The organism is Salinivibrio sp. ES.052 (assembly GCF_900141775.1).
Lineage (GTDB): Bacteria > Pseudomonadota > Gammaproteobacteria > Enterobacterales > Vibrionaceae > Salinivibrio.
Genome location: NZ_FSRI01000001.1, coordinates 1,179,857 through 1,202,464 on the forward strand (window position 1 = coordinate 1,179,857; position 22,608 = coordinate 1,202,464).

Below are 22,608 nucleotides of genomic sequence, written 5' to 3' on the forward strand. Positions count from 1 at the left end.
GATAGGAATGCTATTTTAACAAGCTATCGAGCGCGCGACGAATTTGGCGTGCATCTTCTACGGCACGGTGCGGTGCCGGCCCTAGAGCCTCCATTTCACGGCTAAAGTCACCACGATCTAAGTCACTGTGCTTTTTTAGCCACTGATTTACCTCCATCAAGGTGAAGGAAGGACGCATATAACAGGCTTTGTAAAGCCGTCCCATCCAAAACAAATCCCACTGGCTATCACAGAGCACATGATCAAAGGGCGCTAGCGTTTGATTTAAGTGCTGACATACTGCCAGCACGCTGGTCCCTTCGGTGAGTAATTTTTCTTGAGAGATGCCATGAATACGATGCTCAGCGTCTTGGTCCCAATGATGCCAATGGCCACTGGCCGTGGAGGGGTCAATTAAAAAACTCTCGCTATCACCACTTGGCAATACGTATCCTACCTCAATCGGGTAAGACACTAACGACAAACCGGATGCTTCAAAATCCAGCGTCACCCACATATGCGTACTCCTTGCTCATAAACTCTCCTGCATGAATAGGCACTTCCTTTGCCTAGGGGCTGTTGACCCTTATTACCTAACTGTAGCCTGTTTGTGACTGATTAGACGAGTTGTCGCGCTACTTTTGCGTGCTTGATTAACAAGTGGCTGAAAAAATAGGCTTCATTTCATGCGCTTGGATGTTTTTATTGATAATGTGATAACTCTAACAAGTAACATTCCGAGTTTGTCAGCTGTACGCTATATTTCATCGCTGGATTGATTTAGGCTTCGATAAAAGCTGCATCGTTCAGTTTGATGGTAACCGCCTTGTTTTAGATGGAATCGATTATGAAACAAACGTCTCGCACCATGCTTGCACGCAAACACGTCGCTTTGGTGGCACACGATCACTATAAAAATGCACTGAGCGAGTGGGTAAAAGAAAACCAAGACGTACTTAGCCAACATGAACTCTATGCCACCGGCACCACGGGGCATATACTCGCAAGAGAAACTGGATTAAAAATCACTCCGTTGATCAGTGGCCCCATGGGCGGTGATCAGCAATTGGGCGCGATGATTTCTGAACAGAGAATTGATGCGATGATTTTCTTCTGGGATCCGCTCAATGCCGTGCCTCACGACCCGGATGTCAAAGCGCTGCTCCGCGTCAGCACGGTATGGAACATTCCCGTTGCCACCAATCGCTCGACCGCCCGCTTTTTGATTACGTCGCCGCTATTTGGCCAAGAGGTGGATATTCAAATCCCCGATTATCAAGCGTATTTGGATGAGCGCTTGTAATCTTTTTCCACACTGTCCGTCTGTGACTAACGCCGTCTATGGCTAACAGTGTGGGTTCCCGTTTCTTAAAGGTACCCTTTCAACTCCTCCACAAACGATGAGGCATGACCTTTTTGGTGCACCAGCCACACTTGCTTTTGTGCGCGTGTCAGGGCGACATAAAACAGTCGCCGTTCTTCCGCGTGCTCAATCGGATCTTCATTTTTTCCCAGTAACGCCTCATCGAGTGAGAGCGAACGAGGCTTGGCGGGAAATACGCCATCATCCATGTCGAGGATGAACACATAGTGGGCTTCTTGGCCCTTGCTGGCGTGTGCGGTGGTATAGCGAAGCGCCAATGAAGGATACGCATTCTGCCAGCTTTCTAGTGCGTCAGGACGGATGGCATGCGTGCGACCAATCAGCATCACACTCACAGCTTGCGCCGCCTTAGCATGCTTTTTTTCTAAGCTTGCCAGTGTTTTTTCTAACTTATCGTCCGTGATCATCTTGAGCGTTTTGGGCGTTTTCGCCGATGCCTTATCGCGCGCGTAATCCAATTGTTTGCTGAGCTGTTTGGGGTTTTGGCCAATGAATTGTTGTGCCACATCCCCCAAGGTAGACGGATAGCGATAACAGGTGGTCAGCCAGCAAATTTCACTGTCACCGAAACGCTGTGCAAACTCGGTGGTTAAACTGACGTCGGCTCCGGCAAAGCGATAAATGGCTTGCCAATCATCCCCCACGGCATATAAGGAAGCGCGTGGTGATTGGGTTTCACTGTCCGTTTTACCGTGACACAGTGCCTCGAGCATCGCCAATCGTGCTGGGGAGATGTCTTGATACTCATCGACCATCACAAACTGAATAGGCGTGACGAATTTTCGCTGCTGAAATAACTTGGTGGCTTTTACGATCAAACCATCAAAATCAACCGCCTGCTCCGCTTTTAGCGCCTGTTTGTAGGCTTGGTACAACGGCCAAATCACCGCCAGTTCATTTTTTAACGCACTCTGCTCATCAAAGCTCGCCAATCTATCGGTCAGGGCGCGCTTGGTGGTATTGGCTTGGATCACTCGAGAAAGACGCGACCAAATCCAGGCGTGCAACCGGTTTTCATGGGCACAGGCGCTGAGCTCAGCATTATCATCAAGTGGCAGTGCGTGCTGCTGATGTAATTTGTCCCATGCTTTACGGGTAGAGGACTGTTGCCAGTGTTCGGCGAGTGTTTGGGTCAGCCATGCCGCTTTGGCCGTATCATCACGTGCGAGTGGAGAAATAACTGGCGCCTTCCCTTCATGTTCAGCAAGTTGCTGGCGGGCAAAGCCATGAAAGGTGGTTACATTCACTTCATGGCCAGTTTTGGTCTTAATCCGAGTTTTGAGCTCTTCAGCGGCATCTCGACCAAAGGCAAGCAACAAAAGCTGCTCAGGCTTGGCTTGACCGCTTTCAATCAAGTAGGCGGCGCGTGCTACCAACACGCTGGTTTTGCCGCTACCGGGCCCCGCAACCACCAAGGTATGGGATTCATCGGTGAGCACGGCGGCGCGCTGCCCGTCATTCAATGGCGATGATTCGATGCGATCAAACCACGTTTGCCACAGATTGAGCATCGCCGCTTGCCACTGTTGATTGCGGGCTTTCAGCCAGCTTGAATCGGCCTGCAACACAGGCGCTAACGTGGTGGCAAGGCTTTCGTCCAAATTGGCTAAGAATGAGGCGGATATCCCCTCGCCTTCCAGCTTATTCAATACCGTTTGCTGCGCGGTGCGTAATTGCGCGACACGGACGTAACCTGGCGCATTCACCAATGCATCAAACTCGGCCAACAAACACGGCCGAATCATCGCCAGTCGTTTTTGGTAGCGCGTGATATACGCTTGATACTGGCGGTAAATCGTTTGTCCTGCTTGTTGGGCGTGATGCCACGGTAAACCAAATACGTCAAATGGGCGCGGTTCACCATCTTGGGTATAACCGGTTAAAGAAATGGTCCCCCACAGCAACCCTCTCGATATCGTCAGTTCCCCGTCCCATGCTGAAAACGGAATATATTGACGATGGTGGCGAGATTCGAGCAGTAAGCCATTTTCTTCAAGCTGTAGACTATAATGATCGCCATAAACGAGCCATTGTGCCCAGCGATTGGCCGTCAGTTTCATATTTATACGTTATTCAGCGAATAAGGCACAGGCTGTGCCCTAGAAAGATGCTTGGCATGCTACTGCTCAATGCTCGATAAATCAATTCACTAGACTTAGCAGCAAAAGTAAACGCGGAGGCGATACCTTGAAATTGACCTGCCGCAACCATTTCCTCAATCTATGACAAAATGCCCGAATGAGGCTTAGTTTCTGACCCCGTTTCTGCTATCTTGCCAACATTGTTGGCCGATCACTGTTATTTATGTCTCTTTCTCTGCCACGTATTCCTTTCCTGCCACTCGCCGTGCGCGAGTATTGGGCGAACCATCGAATTAATGACAGTATTCGCGTCCTTATCGCGCTAATGGGGGTGGCTCTGTATGCTAGTTATGCGGGGCGCACCGATATTGTCACGCCGCTTGTGCTCGGTGTAATCGCCTCTGCACTGGCAGAAGTCGACGATCATTTCTGGGGCCGTGTTCGTGCACTCGGCGTGACCTTGATATGCTTCACCGTCGCTGCATTTTCGGTCGAACTGCTCTACGACACCCCCTGGCTATTTGCCGTTGGTCTCACACTATCAAGTTTTGGCTTTATCATGCTGGGCGCCATTGGTGAGCGCTATGGCACCATTGCGTTTGCATCGCTGCTACTCGCGGTTTACACCATGCTGGGGATGGAGCAAGGCAGTGATATGTGGTTGCAACCTATGATGCTGCTGTCAGGCGCACTCTGGTATGGTCTTTTATCACTGGTATGGCTCCTGATTTGGCCACACCGTCCGGTTCAACATCGGCTGGCGGCAGTGTTTCGCCAAACCGCAACCTATATGGAAACGAAATCTAGCCTGTTTCACCCAGTGGCAGAATTAGTGCCCCAACCGACTCGCATTGCCGCCGCCAACCAAAATGCGCAAGTGGTGGCCGCGCTTAACCAAGCGAAAGCATCGTTATTAGCTCGCGCGCGACGCGGCCGGCTAACGCAACGTCATCAAACCTTGTTGCAGACGTACTTCATTGCCCAAGACATTCATGAACGAGTAAGTTCGTCGCATTATCGTTATCAAGATCTCGCTGCACACTTTTTCCACTCTGATATTCTGTTTCGTTTTGAAGCCTTACTCAATGCCCAGGCCAAAGCCTGCCGAGAGGTGGCACAAGCTTTATCCTTGGGGGCCCGCTATCATCACCCTCAAGGTGCTCAGCAAGCATTAATGGCGATTAAACAGTCCATGCAGTATTTATCGGCACAGGCGACACAAGTACCATCGCGTATGGCCTTACTCCAACAGCTCGACTTTTTGTATAAAAACTTAGAAACGGTTGAGCAGCAACTGGCGAGTCTGAGTAACTTGGCGGCAAACGATGGCACACAAGAGAGTGAGTTAGCCGATCCCGATGCCCGCTCTCTAGGTGAAATGGCGTATCGAATTCGCCGACAGTTGACGCTCAAATCGCTACGTTTTCGTCATGCTGTCCGCTTATCTTTATCGTTGCTCACTGGCTATGGGGTGATTCAGGGGTTATCGCTTGAACATGGTTTTTGGATCTTGATGACGATACAGTTCGTTTGTCAGACCAACTACTCCGCGACTCGAAGTAAACTCAAGGAAAGGATCCTGGGAACGGTGGCAGGCTTGCTGTTCGGCGTGCCGGCGCTCTATCTCTTTCCAGATCCCAGCAGTCAACTGGCTTTGATGGTGATCACCGGTGTGCTCTTTTTCGCATTTCGCACCGTGCAATATACGCTCGCGACGCTGTTTATCACCCTGCTAGTACTGATGTGCTTTAGCCAATTTGGTCAGGGTTTTGCGGTGATCTTGCCTCGCTTAGGTGATACCGTCATCGGCTGCTTAATTGCCGTAGCAGCAGTACGTTACGTGCTTCCCGATTGGCAAGCTCACCGCCTGCGTGGGATCATGACCGAGGCACTACAAGCTAATCGTGATTACCTCGCCCATGTGATCGCTCAATATCGCGTCGGTAAACGCGATAATCTCGCTTACCGTATCGCGCGACGTCACGCCCATAACGCCGATGCTGAGCTCACGACCGCAATCAGTAATATGTTGGTCGAACCGGGCCGTTATCGAACCAATATTGAAGAAACCTTCCGGTTCTTATGCTTAAACAACGCGATGTTGAGCTATATTTCGGCACTTGGAGCCCATCGAAGCCGAATGGACGATGAAGTGAACCATCAGAAAATGGCGCAGCTACATCGCGAGATCCATCAATCGCTAAATGATTTAACTGAGCGGCTTAGCCATACCCTGCCGGTAGAGCAGCCTGCCCAAGTTGCCTCAACAGGCGATAAAGCCCTGTCAGGTCAACCAGCAGAGAGTAGCGTAGAAGCGGCTTATCGTGAGACGATCACGGAAACGACGTCCCATGAGGCCACTAATAACACACCACTGAGCATGGTGTTGCAGCAGTTAGCCTTGATACAACGGATGCTTCCAGAATTAGCAACGCTCACGTCAACCTTGCGCCAGCAGGCGCTCAAACAGAGCCGAGCCTAGGTAGGCGAAGGCCAAGCCAATTTCTATGCCGGCTTGGCCTTGTTCACCGCCTGGCAGCACCATGGCGTTTACCCTCTGACACTTCACTCTGCACGTCAGCATTCTGTTAAATTACACTTATTTACGTCGTTAACGGTTGAAAGCTTGACGTTCAGACCGGATATTAATAGTTACGCCACCTGTTGAGACTGGCAACTATACTTGTATTAAGCGGCCCATTGCCGCCGCGTAGCCCGCCCGGAGCATTTATGGCTATTCATGTAGGAATCATCGACTCGGACCCAGTCCGCCTCGTTACACCCGTTTTGCATCAGCAATTACCGGTCAGTAAGTTGATCTTAATCGGAACGCTTGAACAGGATCTTGAGTTTGAACGTCTCACCCGTGTCCTTGCCCCGAAAGGGATTGAGACAGAGTTTTTTGAGATTTCTGATGACATCAACATCCGTGAAGTCAAACGCCAAGTCAAACGTCTTGCCGAGCAGCTCAGTCCCTCTTCTGAAGACATCCTTTTTAACGCGAGCTGTGGCTTACGCCATCAATTATTGTCGGCTTATGAAGTGTTTAGAACGTACCAATGGCCGAGCTATGTTATTGAACCTTATAGCGACGAATTGTGTTGGCTCTACCCTGATGGCCTTCCGCAGCAACAAGTGGAAGATCATATAAGCTTAACCGAATATCTGACTATTTTTGGCGCCCGTTGCGAGCACGAAGATCATAATGTTACGGGTTGCTTGACCAATGATATTTATCGTTTAGGGGAGAAATGGGCCAGCAATGCCCATGAGCTAGGCCCAGGTCTTGCAACCTTGAACTATCTTGCGACAACGTGCCGAAAAGAACAGCGCCTAGATGTTGCCCTGAGTGAAAAACAACAAGGCTATCGCGAGCTGGGTATTTTGCTTGATGATCTCGCAGAGGCAGGATTAGCGAATTACCAAAAGGGGATCCTCACATTTAGTTGTGAAGAAGCCCGCCGATTTGCTAACGGCGAATGGCTAGAAAGCTATGTTCATCACACCGTCACGTCAATTCAAAAAGAACTGCCGACCATTCAAGATAGCGCGCTTTCTTTGCAAGTGTACCGTCAAATTGGCGAACGTGAAGTACGCAATGAATTAGATGTTGCCATGGTGGTTAACAATAAACTCCACATTATCGAGTGCAAAACCAAAGGCATGTCTAGCGATGGCGATGACACCTTGTATAAGCTAGAGTCATTACGTGATCTGCTTGGCGGCCTACAAGCACGCGCCATGCTTGTGAGCTTTAGACCGCTGCGCCATCATGATATTACGCGTGGCACAGACTTAGGTTTGGCCCTTATTGGCCCCGATCAACTGGCCAACCTTCGGACGCATCTTTACGACTGGTTTATTGCCGCTGGTGGGACCATTGCTGTGCGCACCAGCTAACCAAATGTGATGTCATGTTGTGAGCAACACCGCATGACTTTTATCGTGAGTCATCCATAAAAAACGCGGCACCCTCGGGCACCGCGTTTATTTTTAGGATAACAAAGCCTAACTTTTTACAGGAGCTTACGCGCCGCTTCTACCACGACTTTGATTGAGCGCGCTTCCGTTTTTTTCAAGGTTGCGTGATCTGGGGTTTCTTTTTGTGTGCGGTTGATAATTACACCTGCTACACAGCCCGCTCGTAGACCAGAGCTGGCACACATGGTCAGCAATGTGGCTGATTCCATTTCAAAGTTCAGCACGCCCATGTCTTGCCATTCTTTCATCGAGCCTTGGAAACGACTAACGACGCGACCACTAAAGGTGTCATAACGCTCTTGGCCCGGGTAGAAGGTATCACTGGAGGCGGTGACACCTGTGTGTACGGTTGCACCATCTTCATCTACGGCGGCTTTCATTGCTGTCGCGACATCAAAGTCAGCAACTGCAGGGAACTCCATCGGAGCAAAATGGGTACTGGCACCATCAAGACGGACTGAGCCCGTCGTCACAATCATATCACCTACATTAATGTCAGGCTGGATCGCCCCTGTGGTACCAACACGCAGGAAGGTACGCACCCCTAATTGTGCCAATTCTTCGACCGCGATAGAGGTTGATGGGCCACCGATACCGGTTGAGCATACCACGACGGACTTACCATCGATCCAACCTAGATACACGGTGTACTCGCGTTGTGCAGCAAGAAACGTTGGGTTTTCCATCAAGTTCGCGATTTTTTCAACGCGCGCTGGATCACCGGGGATAATCGCAACCGTTGCGCCTTGCAGATCCGATTTTGTCACGCCAAGGTGGAATACAGGGGTATCAGACATCATGAGTCTCCTCGCTGAATGCTTTCATCAGCATTAAAAATGACATAAGGCCTACTTGAGTAGGCCTGAACTCGTTATCGGTTATGTGTTTAGGATACCCAAATTTTACGCCTTTTATGTGACCATAATCGACCTATTGCACTATTAAGTCTTACAGATTTCAAAATTTAGAGATCACTATCACTTTATAAAGGCAAAAACAGGCAGATGCTGTCCTGGTTTTTGGCACTAGTCACGTAACAAACGTAGCGCATTCAATGTGACCAGTGCGGTGGCCCCACTGTCGGCCAACACCGCCACCCAGAGCCCGGTAATCCCTAGTACACTCGTCACCAAAAATACCCCTTTGAGCCCTAATGCGATCGTGATGTTTTGCCGTACATTAGCTTGGGTGGCACGCGCCAGTTGTAACACTCTTGGCAACTCCACCAACCGGTTATGGCTTAATGCGGCCTCAGCTGTTTCTAACGCAACGTCGGTGCCACTTCCCATGGCCACCCCAAGTTGTGCCGCTTTCATCGCCGGCGCATCGTTGATGCCATCTCCAACCATAGCAATGCGATATTGGCTTGCCAGTGCCTCAACGGCCTCTACCTTGTTCTCTGGCAATAAACCGGCGCGATAATCAATCCCCAGCTCTCCGGCAATTTCAGCCGCTGATGTGGGGTTGTCGCCAGTGAGCATCACAGGTTGAATACCCATCGCACGCAACTGCTCAATCGCCTCACGTGCGTCTTCGCGTAACTTATCACGCCAACCAATCATGCCATAAGGTTGATCATCCACCATCACCACCGCCACTGTAGTACCGCGTGCGGCGACAGCTTTGGCTTCTTGCTGTTGCGCGTGGTTTAAGGTCGACTCACCCACTTTGTCTAACGCAACTAACCTGATTGATTGTCCCTCGACCACACCTTGCACTCCTCGCCCTGCATTCGCTTGGATACGCGAAGCTTCGGGTACCGAGATGCCACGCTCGGCGCTATACAACACTAAGGATTTTGCTAATGGGTGATGGCTACCACGCTCGATGGCGGTTGCCGCTTGCAGTAGCGTCGTTTCCTCACCTTGCCAGGCGCGCACATCTGTCACCATCGGTTTACCCTCGGTGAGCGTCCCCGTCTTATCGAAAGACACAGCATTGATACTCGCCAAGGTTTCCAGTGCGGCCCCCCCTTTGATCAACGCACCTCGGCGCGCAGCCGTCGCCAGGCCGGAGGTAATGGCCGCCGGTGTCGAAATCACCAACGCACACGGGCAGGCTATCAATAATAGAGCGAGGCCACGGTATAACCATTCTTGCCAACTTGCGGCAAAGAACAGCGGTGGAACGATAACGACCAACGCGGCTAAGCCTATCATTGCTGGGGTATACCAGCGGCTGAACTTATCAATGAAACGTTCAATGGGGGCTTTTTTCGACTCAGCCTGCTCAATCAAATGCAGTATCCGGTCAATGGCATTTTCCCCTTGAGCCGATGTGACGGTGAGCGCCACGGTTCTATCAGTGGCCAAACTGCCTGCCATTACCTTGTCCCCAACCTCAATATCGATAGGAATGGGCTCACCGGTGAGTGCGCTTTGGTCAAAACTGGCGGCGGACTCCATTAATTGCCCATCAGCAGGTAAGCGTTCACCAGCACTGATCTCAATGACATCTCCAGGTCTTAATGCACTCGCGGCTACCGTCTCACGATCGCCATGTTTGTTGATGCGGGTAACCGTTTCAGGTACCAGGGCCATCAGCGATTGAATACCATCACGAGCACGTGACGAAGCATATCCCTCTAATCGTTCACCGATTAAAAATAGTACCAAGACCATGGCGGCTTCGGTCGTTTCTCCTAAATACAAGGCGCCTAATGCCGCAATACTCATTAATGTTTCAATTGAAAACGGTGATCCCTGACGCGCAAGTCGTCCCGCTTTAAATACAATCGGTGCTAACCCAATAATAGTGGCACCTGTAAATAACAGGCTTGAGAATGAGGCAGACCAATAGTGCACCCCCCAAGCCATCGCCATCACGACGATGAGTCCAATCAATAACGCCTCATCACGCCACTTCTGCCAACCGGTTAGCACCGCGGGTGTTTGATGAAGCTCAACCAAGGGAAAACCTGCCTGTTTAGCGGCTTGTTTTATCGCTGAGAGCGTCCCCGTGGGTGTATCTGGCGTCAGTACGACGCGCAGTTTCTCGGTGGCAAATAGCACCTGAGCCTGTTCCACGCTCGGTGTCGCGTGTATGGCTTTTTCAAGCGTCGCCGCACAGCTTGGACAATCCATCCCCGTTACAGCCCACTCGTACGTAGTTGATGAGGGAGTTAGGTGAGGTGGTTCATCCGACGAGGCGGGCTCACAGCAATCATGATCACGCAGCCTATCGGGGTCATCCTCGCCAGCGTTTCCCTCTCCATCTTGATGGCTAGCACAGCAGCCCGTGTCTTGGCAGGTATTCTTCACCTCTTGGGCGGGTTGAGACGCGGTTTGATGGTGCGGTTGATGACAATGATGTGTTCCACAGTGCTTACACATACTTGATTCCTTATTAGGTCGTCACGACAAGTGATGGTTGCAGTATAAGGGTTGGAGCCTACTCCAGAGTCAAGCACATAATAACTATGATCAAAAATAGCCATGATCAAAAACAGCTATGATCAAAAAACGCCCAGTCATTCGTTTATGGCTGGGCGTTAATCGGTCACGAGCGTGTGTTCGGTTACTGAATCACAAAGATATAGCCTTGCAGAATGATAAGATTCACGATGTCGATAAAGAACGCACCCACAATCGGTACCACCATGAAGGCCTGAGGGGCTGGGCCAAAGCGGTTTACAATTGATCCCATATTCATCACCGCTGTGGGTGTCGCGCCCAATCCGAAGCCGCAGTGCCCGCCAGCAATCACCGCACCGGTATAATTGCTCCCCATCAATTTAAACGTCACATAGTAACTAAATAGCCCAATCACCACCGATTGGACTGCCAGGATAATTAAAAATGGAACGGCTAAGTCGAGAATATTCCATAATTTCAGAGTCATTAACGCCATGGCCAAGAATAAAGAGAGAGAAACTGTCCCCACCATATCTATCGTTTCTGATTCAAGCTTACGGAGTTTAAACACTTCTAAGATATTTGTAACGATCACACCTAAGAATAACGCGTAAACAAAATCAGGTACCATTAGCCATTGGATATCAAACCCACTTATCCATTCAGACAAGTGACGAGCCCCCGTGATACAGAGTAATAAAATGAAGAGGACTTCGATCACTTTTTTGGCGGTGACTTTATCTTCTTCATTCTCATTATAGGTAACGAGTTCAGGATATTTTTCGTGAGTGGTGGTACCACGCCCATATTCAGACTCAAGTTGATGTTTATTAATCAAACGCTGGGCAACGGGACTCCCGATTATCCCGCCGATGACCAGGCCGAGAGTCGCCGAGGCCATCGCTATCTCTAAGGTACTTTGAATCCCGTATTCTTCGGTTAAAATTTGCGCCCAAGCAGCACCCGTACCATGGCCACCAGAAAGCGTAATTGATCCTGCGACTAACCCCATAAGAGGATCTAGCCCAAGCAGTGAAGCAAAGCTAACGCCTATGGCGTTCTGAATAATAATATAAACAGACGCGATGGCGAGAAACCAAAATACTTTTAAACCACCTTTCACCAGCTGTTTATAATTCGCCGCCAGTCCAACAGTGGCAAAAAACATCAACATAAAGGTGTTTTTTAACGGCAAATCAAACTTAAAATCGATGCCGTTATAATGAAGAAAAGATATAACACAAGCGATAATAAGCCCACCGACGATTGGCTCAGGAATATTAAACCGTTTAAGTGATGGGATTTTTGAATTAACGAAATGGCCAAGAAAAAGCACACTGATAGCAATCAAGAATGACTCTAACGCACCAATAGAATTGAGTTGATACATATAACCTCTTTGTTTCTCTCACCTCGTCATCCCTGATCGTCCAATTTAACCTTTGTTTCTACCTCATTTTATTTCGTCGTGACGTCAATGCTGGCCATCAAACCTCTACGATATTCCAGCATCCTGCTTATCGTATTAACAGCGTGACAAGAGACTAATCTCTCTATCTACGTGGCAGACCACCAGCTTGCCAATGGGCGGCACAATAGCAGAAAACCTTAAATTTGGCATCAATAATCGAACTATCTATCACGATATTGGTTTTAGTTATTGAAATATCAAGAATAAAAGGCAAGTTATCAGCAGGTCGTGCTGATTGAAAATTGCGCGCATTTTGCTCAACTTTACGTCTGTTCAGAGCTTGTTCGCCGGCGTTAAATAAACGTGGCTAGCAAAGAGACCATTGGAAAGAAATGAGAAGGCTAAAGATGGGGAGTGGAGGAATAAAGCCCAAACACCTTACTGATTGGGCAGTAAGGTGTAAGCGGGGAATTGGCGATCAAACAGGGTGAGTTAAGCACTCTCCCATCTGCATACTGATTGCTCGCAGCACATCGCGACGAGTAATAATACCGACAAGTTTACCCTCATCAACCACGGGATAGAGTTTGGGTTTAGTCGGGGCCATCATCTCTGCCAACTTAATAATACTGTCTTCCGATGACACCGCTAGGGCGTTCGTAGTCATGCAGTCGGATACCGCATGAGAATCTTGGCAGTGATAACTATCTCGTAGTAGCTGCTGCAACATATCTTGTTCAGAAATAAATCCCACCAAGCGCTTACTTTCATCGACGACGGGTCCACCGGTTTGCTGACTACGGAGCAACTTTTCCAGCGCACTAGAAAGCGGCATGTCCGGTGAAAACGTGACAGGCCGTTTGTTCATATAATCTTTGACTGTGATCGACTCCATGTCGCCTCCCTTAATTGTCATGACATTATTCTGTCTTGTGCTTTAAGTGTTGTCGAAGTTCACGAAATGTCTAAATCACTTTTAACAATTTGTGTAATTGCGCAAACCAATCACTGTCCCACTCTATTTGTCGGATAACTACCAACCCAATAGAGGGTACAATTCCCCTGATTTTACCGTCCTGTGCGCATTATCGATGGTGCCATCTTGAGCCCATTCGGCGATGACGGGCCGAATAATTTCCCGAGTCGTCTGCCAATCTTGGCCTGGTTTCACAGTATCTAGGTACAACAGCTGCAGTAATAAACTATCTAGGCCAGTCAGTAGCTGTTCAGGCGTTTGATCATTGAAAATAGAGGGAAATACACGATCATCGTCATTAGGTAGCCCCATGACTTGTGTGAGCTCTTCCACGACACAAGCGACTAACTTCCCTTTTGAGCGCGCTAAATCAACAGGGATCACCACCGCGGCATAACGAATCACACCTTGCTCATCCACTTTAAAGTTGGCGGCGCATACCGCATTTTTTAACGGTGTGACATCTGATGTCGCAAACTGTGTTCGAGCGTCGTCTAAAAAGCGAGCATGATTTGTAAATACAATCGACAAATTTGCACGTTGGGGGATATCCGTCGAGATAAAATCCACCCCTGTAATGTTGCGCAAATGGGTAAGGTGATACGACACTAAATTATCATGCAGTTCACTTTCATTAATCGGATGAGCAACATGATAACGAATAGGAGACTGCCATTTGCGAATACCGTGCTCTCCTTCAATGTATTCACTTTTAAATGCAATCCGATAGAAGGCATCAAGGATGTATTCAGGCGCTTGCCACGCCTGCCCATTAGCGTGAGCCGATCCCACCCACACGCATCCTAATAAAATCAAACTCTGCCACCATCGACGATACACGGCATCACTCCCAGCATTAATCGCTTTATTGAGCATAGTCGCAAACAAAGAATATTGTCTCCATTCTGGCTACAACTATGGCGATGGGGCCAATAATAACAGTACCTGAATTCCTATGCCCTATAGGAAAATCTGGAAGGGTTATCCCATTTTTCTAGACAGGCTTTGAACCAGATCCGCACTCTAGCATTGATCAGATTTCACACTTCAAGCGCCTGTGGATAGTAAGCAACAATCTTTCACGCTGTAACGAGGATACTATGCGTAAAACGCTACTTGCTTTAACCCTTCCATTGGCGATATCAGCCCAGGCCGCCAATGTGGTCGACGCATCAAGCTTAGATTTGAGCGCCGCATTAAACGATAATCCATCACGGGCAATGATGGCCTCAACGCCGGCACTCAGCTTTCGTGAACAATCACGCCTTCAAATAGATAATAAAACCTTAGTGCGCAAGCAGCAGCTGCATCATGGTGTCCCCGTTTATGGTTATTCGGTAGTCGAAAATACCGCCGCACGCGGCTTTGCGCCAAGCGTAGATGGTGACGTTGTCACTGGCATTGAGCAAGATCTTGGTAGTACCTTGCCGATGATTAATCAGCAACAAGCCATCGCCATCGCCATTGCTCAGGGCCAAACAGGCCAAAGCAATCGCCACTTTCACCAAACAGATGCAAACACCGATTTACTGATTTGGCTGGATGAACAACAAACAGCACGCCTCGTCTACAAGATTGATTATCTCGCCAGTGATAATGGCCAGCCCTCTCGCCCGATCAAAATTATTGATGCGAAATCTGGCGATATTCTAGATAGCTGGGAAGGCATCGCCCATCTTGACGCTGGCGGTCCTGGTGGTAACCAAAAAAGTGGTCGCTTCAACTTCGGCCCCAATACCCAACTAGGCAGCTTTCAAGTCAACCGCTCCTGCCAGATGGACAGCCCGAATGTGATGACACTAAACATGGATAACCGCGAGTGGGGCGGAAACCTTCATCAGTTTAATTGCCCGCAAAACACTTATCGTCAAGTTAATGGTGCGTATGCACCGATGAATGATGCGCAGTTTTTTGGTCAGAAAGTATTTGATATGTACCAAGACTGGCTTGGCATTCGCCCTATCAGGCAAAAACTCACTATGCGCGTCCACTACGGCCAAGGTTATGGCAATGCGTTCTGGGATGGTCAGCAAATGACTTTTGGCGACGGTAATCGCAGCATGTATCCCCTAACCACTTGGGATGTGATTGCTCACGAAGTGAGCCATGGTTTTACCGAGCAAAACTCAGGGCTTGAGTACCGAGGCATGTCCGGTGGCATGAATGAGTCTTTCTCGGATGTCGCTGCAGCCGCCCTGGGTCAGTATGTGTTTGGCGAGTTTAACTGGAAAATGGGTGAAGATGTGATGAAGCATAGCGAGGCGATGCGTTATTTCATCAATCCAAGCCAAGATGGACGCTCGATAGGTCATGTGAATCGCTACTACTCTGGCATTGATGTGCACTTTAGTTCTGGCATTTTCAATAAAGCCTTTTATCATCTCGCCACCAGCGAACAATGGAACATCAAAAAAGCTTTTAAGGCATATGCGACAGCGAACCAGCTTTATTGGCGTCCCAATGCCAGCTTCCAGCAAGGCGCTGAAGGCATCTGTGAAGCGGCAAAAGCGTTAAACTACCCAGCCGGCGCAGTCAGCCAAGCCTTTGCTGAAGTAGGTATTCAAACTCAGGGCTGCCAAGGTTCAGGAGGAAACCCCAAGCCGGATCCAGAGCCACAACCTGAGCCAGAAGTGATACCACTTAGTATCGACCAGCCGGTACAAATCCAAGGAAATGCGGGTAACGCTTATCAGTTCGTGGTCCAAAATGCACCTCGCGGTACGGTTTGGTTACAAACCTATCGCGGACACGGAGAGGTCGATTTGTATGCCGCGGTGGGTCGTCCCGCTACCGTCAATGACAACGACTGTGCCTCAACGAACGCGGGCAATGAAGAATACTGTGGTTTTAGCCAAATTCAAGGGATGGATTTATATGTCACGGTTGTTGGCGCACATGATTATGCCACCAACGTTTTAGCGCGTCTTGACGATCGCAGGGTTGAGACTAACCGCTGTACCAACATGCCAAGTTGGGGAGGATACAACTACTACCCAGCAGGTATCACTGTTCAGTATCAAGGGCATATGTTCCAAGCTTCACAAGACAATTGGGGCATCGACCCGTTCACTAACCAATGGGTTTGGCAGTATCAAGGCAGCTGCCAAGGTTAACTCTCATCGCGGTCGGCACAATCCCGGCCGCTTTATGATTATCTCCATCGTCAAGGGTTACGCCAGTACTGTGATCCGACCGCGATTATTCCTGACATCTTTTTATCGCATTCGCATTACTATGTATTTGCATCTATGTTAATGATTATTAGTGAATAATTAAGACACATGGATACGGTTGATGCGAATAACTCCTTTCTCTTCAGTTTGGCACTGGCGTAGTCTCGTCGCGCTCTCACTCCTCATCCCCGCCGCCGTTTGGGCCGCAGAAACAGGTACGTCTTCGATTCACTCTCCCACCATGATCATGGGATTGCTAGGAGGGTTAGCGCTCTTCTTGTATGGCATGGACAAAATGTCTAATGCACTTAAAAATGCCGCTGGGAGTCGCTTAAAAACACTGTTAGCCAAACTCACCACGAATCGTATCGCGGGTGTCTTTACCGGTGCCGGCGTCACCGCGACCATTCAATCTTCCTCGGTCACGACCGTCCTTTTGATTGGCTTTATTTCTGCTGGTTTAATGTCACTTGCTCAAGCCACTGGCGTGATCATGGGCGCCAATATTGGCACAACAGTCACTGCGCAGATTGTCGCCTTCAAAATCACACAAGCTGCTTACCTCATGGTCGCCATTGGCTTTTTAGTTCAATTCACCGCGCAAGCCGATAAAACCAAGCAATACGGTAAAATGCTGTTCGGGTTAGGGTTGATCTTTACTGGCATGAATGTGATGAGTGAGGCGATGTCACCTCTGCGCGATTATCAGCCCTTTATCGATGCCATGGCGAAAATGCACAATCCTTTCTTCGCTATTTTACTTGCCACTTTATTTACCGCGTTAGTGCAGTCTTCTTCTGCCACAACTGGGATTGTGATCGTATTGGCGGGACAAGGCTTTATTTCATTAGAAAGCGGGATAGCACTCGCCATGGGCGCTAACGTAGGGACCTGTGTCACGGCCTTGTTAGCCGCCATTGGTAAATCGCGTGAATCGAAGCAAACCGCTAGCGTACATATTCTCTTCAATGTTATCGGGGTGTTGATTTGGTTGCCCTTGATCAGCGTCTTAAGTGACTGGAGTATTGCTCTATCTCCTAGTCACCCCGATCTGACGGGGGTTGAGCGATTAGGTGCAGAGCTTCCACGTCAAATCGCCAATGCCAATACCTTATTCAACGTTGTGAATACACTGATCATGCTACCTTTTGTTGGCGGCTTCGTATGGTTAGCAAAAAAAATCGTGCCTAAAACATACAAGCCGACTGTTAGCGAGCTCCCGATAGTTTCACCAAAATATCTGTCGAAAGAACTGTTGATGACCCCCGATATTGCAATGGATCAGGCGCAACTTGAGATAGGCCGAGTCGGTCGTCGGGTCTGTAACATGATGCACACGCTTCCACCGTTAACCTCCAAACTGGCGGCACCGGAAGAACAAGAGATCGCGGTACAAGCACTAGAGAAAATCGATGATCTTGAGCACCAAGTTGATATTTTACATGGTCATATTTTGTTTTATCTGGGGCATCTGCGCAAAGAGCCGCTGACTGAAGCTCAAAGCAATCGCCAGATTGCGTTAATCAGTATCACAGACCAACTTGAAAGCATTGCTGATCTCATTGCCGACACCTTAGTACCGATTATGGATAAATCACTGCATGCGGAAATCAATATCAGCCATGAAATGCGCACGACCTTGGATGAAATCCAAGATAAAGTAACACACGCGTTACTTGATAGCGTGAATGCGATTCGACGTGGTGATAATAAACGAGCCAAGCAAGTACTACATACCAAACGTGCGCTGAACGCTTTGCTAGATAAAGTGTTAGCCCATCAGGCAGAACGGCTGGTTGAGCATGATGCCAATCGCTTACAGCTATTTAGTGTCGAAATGGAGTGGACCGAGTCGTTGAAGCGGGTGTACACAGTGACAAAACGGATTGCCAAAATACACCTGAGAGGAAAAGAAGCATAATGCTGAATGAGTAACTAATAACAAAAATAAAACGGAACCAAGCCCTAATTTTTGGGCTTAATAATCCAATGCTGCCTGTAAAATCGTTATAACGGCTCCGCCTAAATCAATCTAGGAGCCTGAAATGTCTACACTATTCCCTTCACGACCCAAACCGTTATCGGCGCTAGTGGCGCTCACCGTGCTCAGTAGCACCAGTGCATGGGCTGACGCCCAGTGTAATATTGCCGATTTAGCGGCGAGCCACACCCCCGTACAAGCGATCATGAGTGCCGACCGCAGTTGTTTTACCAGCTGGTACGACACCACATCCATTCGTTATAACAGCGTCTATCAAGAAGATTTTGTCAGCAAAGTGGCACAACGCTTGTCACAAACCGTAGCCAATTATCAGGGTGAAGCAGCCCAAGCACGCCAAATCGCTAACCTGGCTGAATATGTGCGCGCGGCCTACTATGTCCGTTTTTATGCTGATACAACGAACGCCGACTTTTCCGACACACTAGATGACCGCCTTGCGGGTGCTATACAAGCATTCCTACGCTCGCCTTATGCCACCGCCAAAGGTGACGCTCAGACCGATGCATTACACGGTTTAACGCTAATGGCCGATAGCATTAAGCGCTTACCGAAAACCTTAGATTTACAAATTCAGCTACTTGAAAACCTCAAGCAAGATCGCTTATCTGAACGCCGTTACGCTGACGCACTCAACAACCTTTTCCGCGCGATGGCCGGTCACCAGTCTCGTCAAGTCTTTTACGATGTGCTAGCCGCCGATCTCTCCTTGATTGACCGCCTCTATCAATTTGTGGTGGACAACCCAGCGTTGTCAGACAGCGACCATGGTGCATTATTGGTATCTAATACCGTCCGTGAAATGGGCCGTCTATTAATCGCCCCACAAGCCAGCGTGAGAGAGCGTGTGATTAGCCATTATCGCGACCTTTTGCCACGTTTCCCGCTGGGCGGTAAAAACGACGCGGTTTGGGTTGGCATGGTGGAAATGGTGGATGCTTACGCCCCCGACAAAATGGCCGAATTAGGTCTGTCTGATGCAAAAGCAACACTGGAAGCTAAAGTGGTACCTTATCGCCACCAATGTGACGGCCCTGCAATCATTCGCTCACAAAGCATGACACAAGCACAATCTCAACAAGCGTGTGAGAGCCTGCACCAAAAAGAAGTCGCCTTCCATCAAACCGTGAACTCCGGCTATCAAGCGGTAACGGATGATCTGAACGACAGCGTTGAAGTGGTGGTATTTGATAATCCCACAGATTACAAAACCTATTCATCATTCTTGTTTGGCAACTCAACCGATAATGGCGGCCAATACTTAGAAGGCAACCCCGCCGAACCAGACAACCAAGCCCGTTTTATCGCGTACCGGAATGACAACGGCCAATCGCTTTCGATTTGGAACCTCGAACACGAGTACGTTCATTATCTCGACGGCCGATTTAACATGTACGGCGACTTTAACGACGTACTTCGCCACGGCCATACCGTGTGGTGGCTAGAAGGCTTTGCGGAATACATGGCCCATGGTGATGACTATGCCGAAGCAATACGCTTGGGCAAAGAAGGCGGCTATTCACTCAGTGACGTTTTTGCCACCACCTATCAGCATGATGTGAACCGCGTGTATCGCTGGGGATACTTGGCCGTCCGCTTCCTCTTTGAGCAGCATCCAGAAGCAGTTGATACCTTGCTTGCAGCAGGACGTACAGGAAAGTTCGAGCAGTGGGCAAATTTAGTCAAAGACTATGGTCATCGCTATGACAACGCATTCGCGCAGTGGCTGACCACTCTGGAAGACACCGATAACGGTGAGCCACCTCGTCCTGATCCCGAGCCAGATCAGCCAGAAGTAACAACACTGTCTCTAGGCCAGACCGTCACCATTAGCGGACAAGCGTACAGTGAGCATCTGTATCAGATTGATATTGCCCAGCCTGCCAATGCGCTTACATTTAGCATTGAGGGGCAAGGAAACGCGGATCTCTACGTGGCCAAAGGTCGCCAAGCGCACTATTACGATTTTGATGCCACCGAGTGGAATCCAACCAGTCATGAAACCGTGACGCTTAATGATGTAGAACCAGGCCGCTATACCTTAAGTGTCACCGGACGCGGTGACTTTACCGATGTCACAGTCGCGGTCAATGCTGAAGGCCAAGTGCAACCTGAGCCAACCCCAGAACCACAGCCAGAAACACCGGCTGGCACCGATGACTTGCGCCCAACGCAACTGAACGTCGCCAGCCCTAATAGCATCAGCGTCTATCAACGTCGTTACCTGTATGCCGATGTGCCTAAAGGCGCGACCAAGGCCCAAGTGTGGGTCATGGCCGATGGTGACGCGGGCGACGTGAGCGTATTCGCTGCTGAAGATTACTGGCCAACACAAGCGCAAAACCACGCCGCCTCTGAAGTGCCAGGGAGCAACCAGTACATCGAAGTCGATTTAAGCGATCAGCAACGTCTGCACTTGCTACTCGCTGGCGACGGGAGCCGAAGCCAAACCGATGTGCGTGTTTATTTTCGTTAAGCGTTAAGCGTTAAGCTTTAAGCTTTAAGCTTTAAGCTTTAAGCACCATGTTATTAAGCGCCACCGCCGAGTGGCGCTTTTCTTTGATAGCCATAGAAAGGGAAAAGAATAGAAAGAGGAAAAACGCTCAAGGGATAATTTCTGTTTTCACTCTCTCACAACCTGAGATAATGCCGCAATGACTGCCCTTGTATCGCTGTTCAGGAGTAATAAGGAGAAACCATGACCGAATGGGAAAAGATGTGCCAAGGATTTGTCTTCGATGACAGCGATGGATCCATTGATATCCGGCGAGACCATGCCACACGAACCTTGCAAGCATTCAATCAAAGCGTAGAGACTGCAACAAGAAAGCAACTACTCAACACGTTATTGCGTACCATCGGCGAAGGTTCGGTCATTCAACCTCCGTTCCATTGTGAGTTTGGCGAGACTATTCAGGTTGGCAGCAACACTTTAATCAACATGAATGTCACCATGCTGGATGGTGCGCCAATCACCATCGGCGACCATGTGCTGATTGGCCCCAATACGCAGTTCTACACCCCGACCCACTCCCTCGACTATCAAAGCCGCCGCGCATGGGAGACATGGTGCCAACCCATTGTGGTAGAAGACGATGTGTGGATTGGCGGTAACGTGGTGATCTGTCAAGGCGTTACCATCGGGGCACGCAGCGTCATCGCCGCCAATGCGGTGGTTAAGCATGACGTGCCACCTGACAGCCTTTACGGTGGCACCCCTGCTCGCCACATCAAAGCACTGAGCAGCAAGCAGGAGGCGCGAGCAAACTCAACTAGTCAATATTGCGCCAATGAGAGAGAGGAGTGAGCCCCCAGCGCTCAAACTCTGTGGCGCTATAAATCGCTCTGCCTTTTTTGCCATGGATCACCGAAATCGTAGAGGCATCCTCACCGGATAAAATTCGATTGACGTATTTACCCGCTTGCACACCTTGAGATTCGCCAAATAGCACCACGCCACCCGCTGTTTGGCCTTTCCCGACCGAAAAGTCCCAAAAGCCGAACAAGGGCGTTTCACTGTTTTCATTGGTCCATGAGAGCACTTTGTTAGCATCAACCACGTTGTCCGACTCATCACGAATAATCTGGTATAAACCAACGACAATCGCATCATATTCATCGGCTTGTTCCACCGAACTTTTCCACGATGAGAACAAACGGTGATTCTCAATAGTGGCATCAATTCCCAACTGTTGTTTTAAGTCCTCGTATTGGTTAGCAATATGATCGGTTGCGATAGTCGCCGTAGTGCCTGCATCAAACAGGATTTTGACCTTCATTTGATCTTTCCCTAGCAATTCGCTCATCTCTTTCATACTGCGAGCAAACAAGGGACGTTCCAATACACCGGTGACTCGCGCCGTACCGGCGTATTTAGCCATTAATCGACGTGGGTTGGAGTTAATGCCTAAAAACACAATATCGATATCTTCGTTCTTAAGCCTTGGCAGCATATAGCTCAGCGCATTATCATCCCCTAAAACAACAACGTCAGGGCTAATCTCTTGATAAATCGCCAACGCTTTATCCGCTTGCGCGTCAAACTGGGACTTGGGCAAGCGTTTGGTGTCCATCTCAAAAGTATGTAACGTCACATCATCACCCAGTGTACTTTCAAGGCCGCGGATATAGCTTTCATCCCAACCGTACTCTTTGTGATAGCTTTCAATCAGCAGTACATCGGCAGCCCATACGGGCACAATACTCATTAGATAAAAGGCTAGGATTTGTAAATAGAATCTCATTGTGGCTCCTTGACGCAGGTTAAACCC

Annotated in this window: 15 protein-coding genes; 7 read left to right on the top strand and 8 right to left on the bottom strand. The window is 49.2% G+C overall.

Going from position 1 to position 22,608, the window contains the following annotated elements; all coding sequences use genetic code 11:
• Positions 1 to 10: 10 nt before the first annotated feature.
• Positions 11 to 496 carry a hypothetical protein gene (locus BUQ98_RS05475; protein ID WP_074212856.1) on the bottom strand — a complete coding sequence of 162 codons (486 nt, stop codon included), beginning with the start codon at positions 494 to 496 and terminating at the stop codon, positions 11 to 13.
• A 330-nt stretch (positions 497 to 826) separates the two neighbouring features.
• On the opposite strand from BUQ98_RS05475, the gene BUQ98_RS05480 reads away from it, so the two are divergent.
• The gene (locus BUQ98_RS05480; RefSeq protein ID WP_074212857.1) at positions 827 to 1,282 is read left to right on the top strand and encodes a methylglyoxal synthase; all 456 of its coding nucleotides are present in this window, start codon (positions 827 to 829) and stop codon (positions 1,280 to 1,282) included.
• 65 nt (positions 1,283 to 1,347) lie between these two features.
• Here BUQ98_RS05480 and helD read toward each other — a convergent pair whose 3' ends face one another.
• Positions 1,348 to 3,423, bottom strand: coding sequence for a DNA helicase IV (gene helD, locus BUQ98_RS05485; protein ID WP_074212858.1), 2,076 nt, complete (start codon positions 3,421 to 3,423; stop codon positions 1,348 to 1,350).
• Positions 3,424 to 3,667: 244 nt separating this feature from the next.
• Between helD and yccS the strand changes: the two genes are divergently transcribed.
• Together yccS and BUQ98_RS05495 are read left to right on the top strand one after the other, a co-directional pair.
• Positions 3,668 to 5,926: a YccS family putative transporter gene (gene yccS, locus BUQ98_RS05490; RefSeq protein ID WP_074212859.1), complete on the top strand. Its 2,259-nt coding sequence runs from the start codon at positions 3,668 to 3,670 to the stop codon at positions 5,924 to 5,926.
• A 248-nt stretch (positions 5,927 to 6,174) separates the two neighbouring features.
• Positions 6,175 to 7,344, top strand: coding sequence for a Card1-like endonuclease domain-containing protein (locus BUQ98_RS05495; RefSeq protein ID WP_074212860.1), 1,170 nt, complete (start codon positions 6,175 to 6,177; stop codon positions 7,342 to 7,344).
• A gap of 116 nt (positions 7,345 to 7,460) precedes the next feature.
• Here the strand turns inward: BUQ98_RS05495 and udp are convergent, their stop codons facing one another.
• From udp to BUQ98_RS05520, 5 genes are all read right to left on the bottom strand, one after another.
• Positions 7,461 to 8,222 carry a uridine phosphorylase gene (udp, locus tag BUQ98_RS05500; protein WP_074212861.1) on the bottom strand — a complete coding sequence of 254 codons (762 nt, stop codon included), beginning with the start codon at positions 8,220 to 8,222 and terminating at the stop codon, positions 7,461 to 7,463.
• A gap of 228 nt (positions 8,223 to 8,450) precedes the next feature.
• Entirely contained in the window at positions 8,451 to 10,757 is a 2,307-nt protein-coding gene (locus BUQ98_RS05505) for a zinc/cadmium/mercury/lead-transporting ATPase (protein ID WP_074212862.1), read from the bottom strand.
• A 184-nt stretch (positions 10,758 to 10,941) separates the two neighbouring features.
• A complete protein-coding gene (gltS, locus tag BUQ98_RS05510) occupies positions 10,942 to 12,168 on the bottom strand; it encodes a sodium/glutamate symporter (RefSeq protein WP_074212863.1) in 1,227 nt (408 codons plus the stop codon).
• Between the two features lie 499 nt (positions 12,169 to 12,667).
• Positions 12,668 to 13,084: a CBS domain-containing protein gene (locus tag BUQ98_RS05515; protein ID WP_074212864.1), complete on the bottom strand. Its 417-nt coding sequence runs from the start codon at positions 13,082 to 13,084 to the stop codon at positions 12,668 to 12,670.
• A 138-nt stretch (positions 13,085 to 13,222) separates the two neighbouring features.
• The gene (locus BUQ98_RS05520) at positions 13,223 to 14,053 is read right to left on the bottom strand and encodes a DUF2927 domain-containing protein (RefSeq protein ID WP_139294644.1); all 831 of its coding nucleotides are present in this window, start codon (positions 14,051 to 14,053) and stop codon (positions 13,223 to 13,225) included.
• A gap of 212 nt (positions 14,054 to 14,265) precedes the next feature.
• On the opposite strand from BUQ98_RS05520, the gene BUQ98_RS05525 reads away from it, so the two are divergent.
• From BUQ98_RS05525 to BUQ98_RS05540, 4 genes are all read left to right on the top strand, one after another.
• Positions 14,266 to 16,278, top strand: coding sequence for a M4 family metallopeptidase (locus BUQ98_RS05525; RefSeq protein ID WP_074212866.1), 2,013 nt, complete (start codon positions 14,266 to 14,268; stop codon positions 16,276 to 16,278).
• A 181-nt stretch (positions 16,279 to 16,459) separates the two neighbouring features.
• Entirely contained in the window at positions 16,460 to 18,259 is a 1,800-nt protein-coding gene (locus tag BUQ98_RS05530) for a Na/Pi cotransporter family protein (protein WP_083605212.1), read from the top strand.
• A 124-nt stretch (positions 18,260 to 18,383) separates the two neighbouring features.
• Positions 18,384 to 20,813 (top strand): M9 family metallopeptidase, encoded by a 2,430-nt coding sequence (locus BUQ98_RS05535; RefSeq protein ID WP_074212868.1) that lies wholly within the window; start codon positions 18,384 to 18,386, stop codon positions 20,811 to 20,813.
• 222 nt (positions 20,814 to 21,035) lie between these two features.
• Positions 21,036 to 21,644 (top strand): sugar O-acetyltransferase, encoded by a 609-nt coding sequence (locus tag BUQ98_RS05540; RefSeq protein WP_074212869.1) that lies wholly within the window; start codon positions 21,036 to 21,038, stop codon positions 21,642 to 21,644.
• On the opposite strand, the gene BUQ98_RS05545 is transcribed toward BUQ98_RS05540, so the two are convergent.
• Positions 21,610 to 22,581, bottom strand: coding sequence for an ABC transporter substrate-binding protein (locus tag BUQ98_RS05545; protein ID WP_074212870.1), 972 nt, complete (start codon positions 22,579 to 22,581; stop codon positions 21,610 to 21,612). The genes BUQ98_RS05540 and BUQ98_RS05545 overlap by 35 nt on opposite strands.
• Positions 22,582 to 22,608: the final 27 nt, after the last annotated feature.

What these genes read in the sequence shown, in the direction of transcription:
- BUQ98_RS05515 (WP_074212864.1), bottom strand. Translation starts at nt 13,084, where the DNA reads ATGGAGTCGATCACAGTCAAAGATTATATGAACAAACGGCCTGTCACG.
- BUQ98_RS05505 (WP_074212862.1), bottom strand. Translation starts at nt 10,757, where the DNA reads ATGTGTAAGCACTGTGGAACACATCATTGTCATCAACCGCACCATCAA.
- udp (WP_074212861.1), bottom strand. Translation starts at nt 8,222, where the DNA reads ATGTCTGATACCCCTGTATTCCACCTTGGCGTGACAAAATCGGATCTG.
- BUQ98_RS05475 (WP_074212856.1), bottom strand. Translation starts at nt 496, where the DNA reads ATGTGGGTGACGCTGGATTTTGAAGCATCCGGTTTGTCGTTAGTGTCT.
- BUQ98_RS05545 (WP_074212870.1), bottom strand. Translation starts at nt 22,581, where the DNA reads ATGAGATTCTATTTACAAATCCTAGCCTTTTATCTAATGAGTATTGTG.
- BUQ98_RS05540 (WP_074212869.1), top strand. Translation starts at nt 21,036, where the DNA reads ATGACCGAATGGGAAAAGATGTGCCAAGGATTTGTCTTCGATGACAGC.
- BUQ98_RS05530 (WP_083605212.1), top strand. Translation starts at nt 16,460, where the DNA reads ATGCGAATAACTCCTTTCTCTTCAGTTTGGCACTGGCGTAGTCTCGTC.
- BUQ98_RS05480 (WP_074212857.1), top strand. Translation starts at nt 827, where the DNA reads ATGAAACAAACGTCTCGCACCATGCTTGCACGCAAACACGTCGCTTTG.
- BUQ98_RS05495 (WP_074212860.1), top strand. Translation starts at nt 6,175, where the DNA reads ATGGCTATTCATGTAGGAATCATCGACTCGGACCCAGTCCGCCTCGTT.
- helD (WP_074212858.1), bottom strand. Translation starts at nt 3,423, where the DNA reads ATGAAACTGACGGCCAATCGCTGGGCACAATGGCTCGTTTATGGCGAT.
- BUQ98_RS05525 (WP_074212866.1), top strand. Translation starts at nt 14,266, where the DNA reads ATGCGTAAAACGCTACTTGCTTTAACCCTTCCATTGGCGATATCAGCC.
- yccS (WP_074212859.1), top strand. Translation starts at nt 3,668, where the DNA reads ATGTCTCTTTCTCTGCCACGTATTCCTTTCCTGCCACTCGCCGTGCGC.
- gltS (WP_074212863.1), bottom strand. Translation starts at nt 12,168, where the DNA reads ATGTATCAACTCAATTCTATTGGTGCGTTAGAGTCATTCTTGATTGCT.
- BUQ98_RS05535 (WP_074212868.1), top strand. Translation starts at nt 18,384, where the DNA reads ATGTCTACACTATTCCCTTCACGACCCAAACCGTTATCGGCGCTAGTG.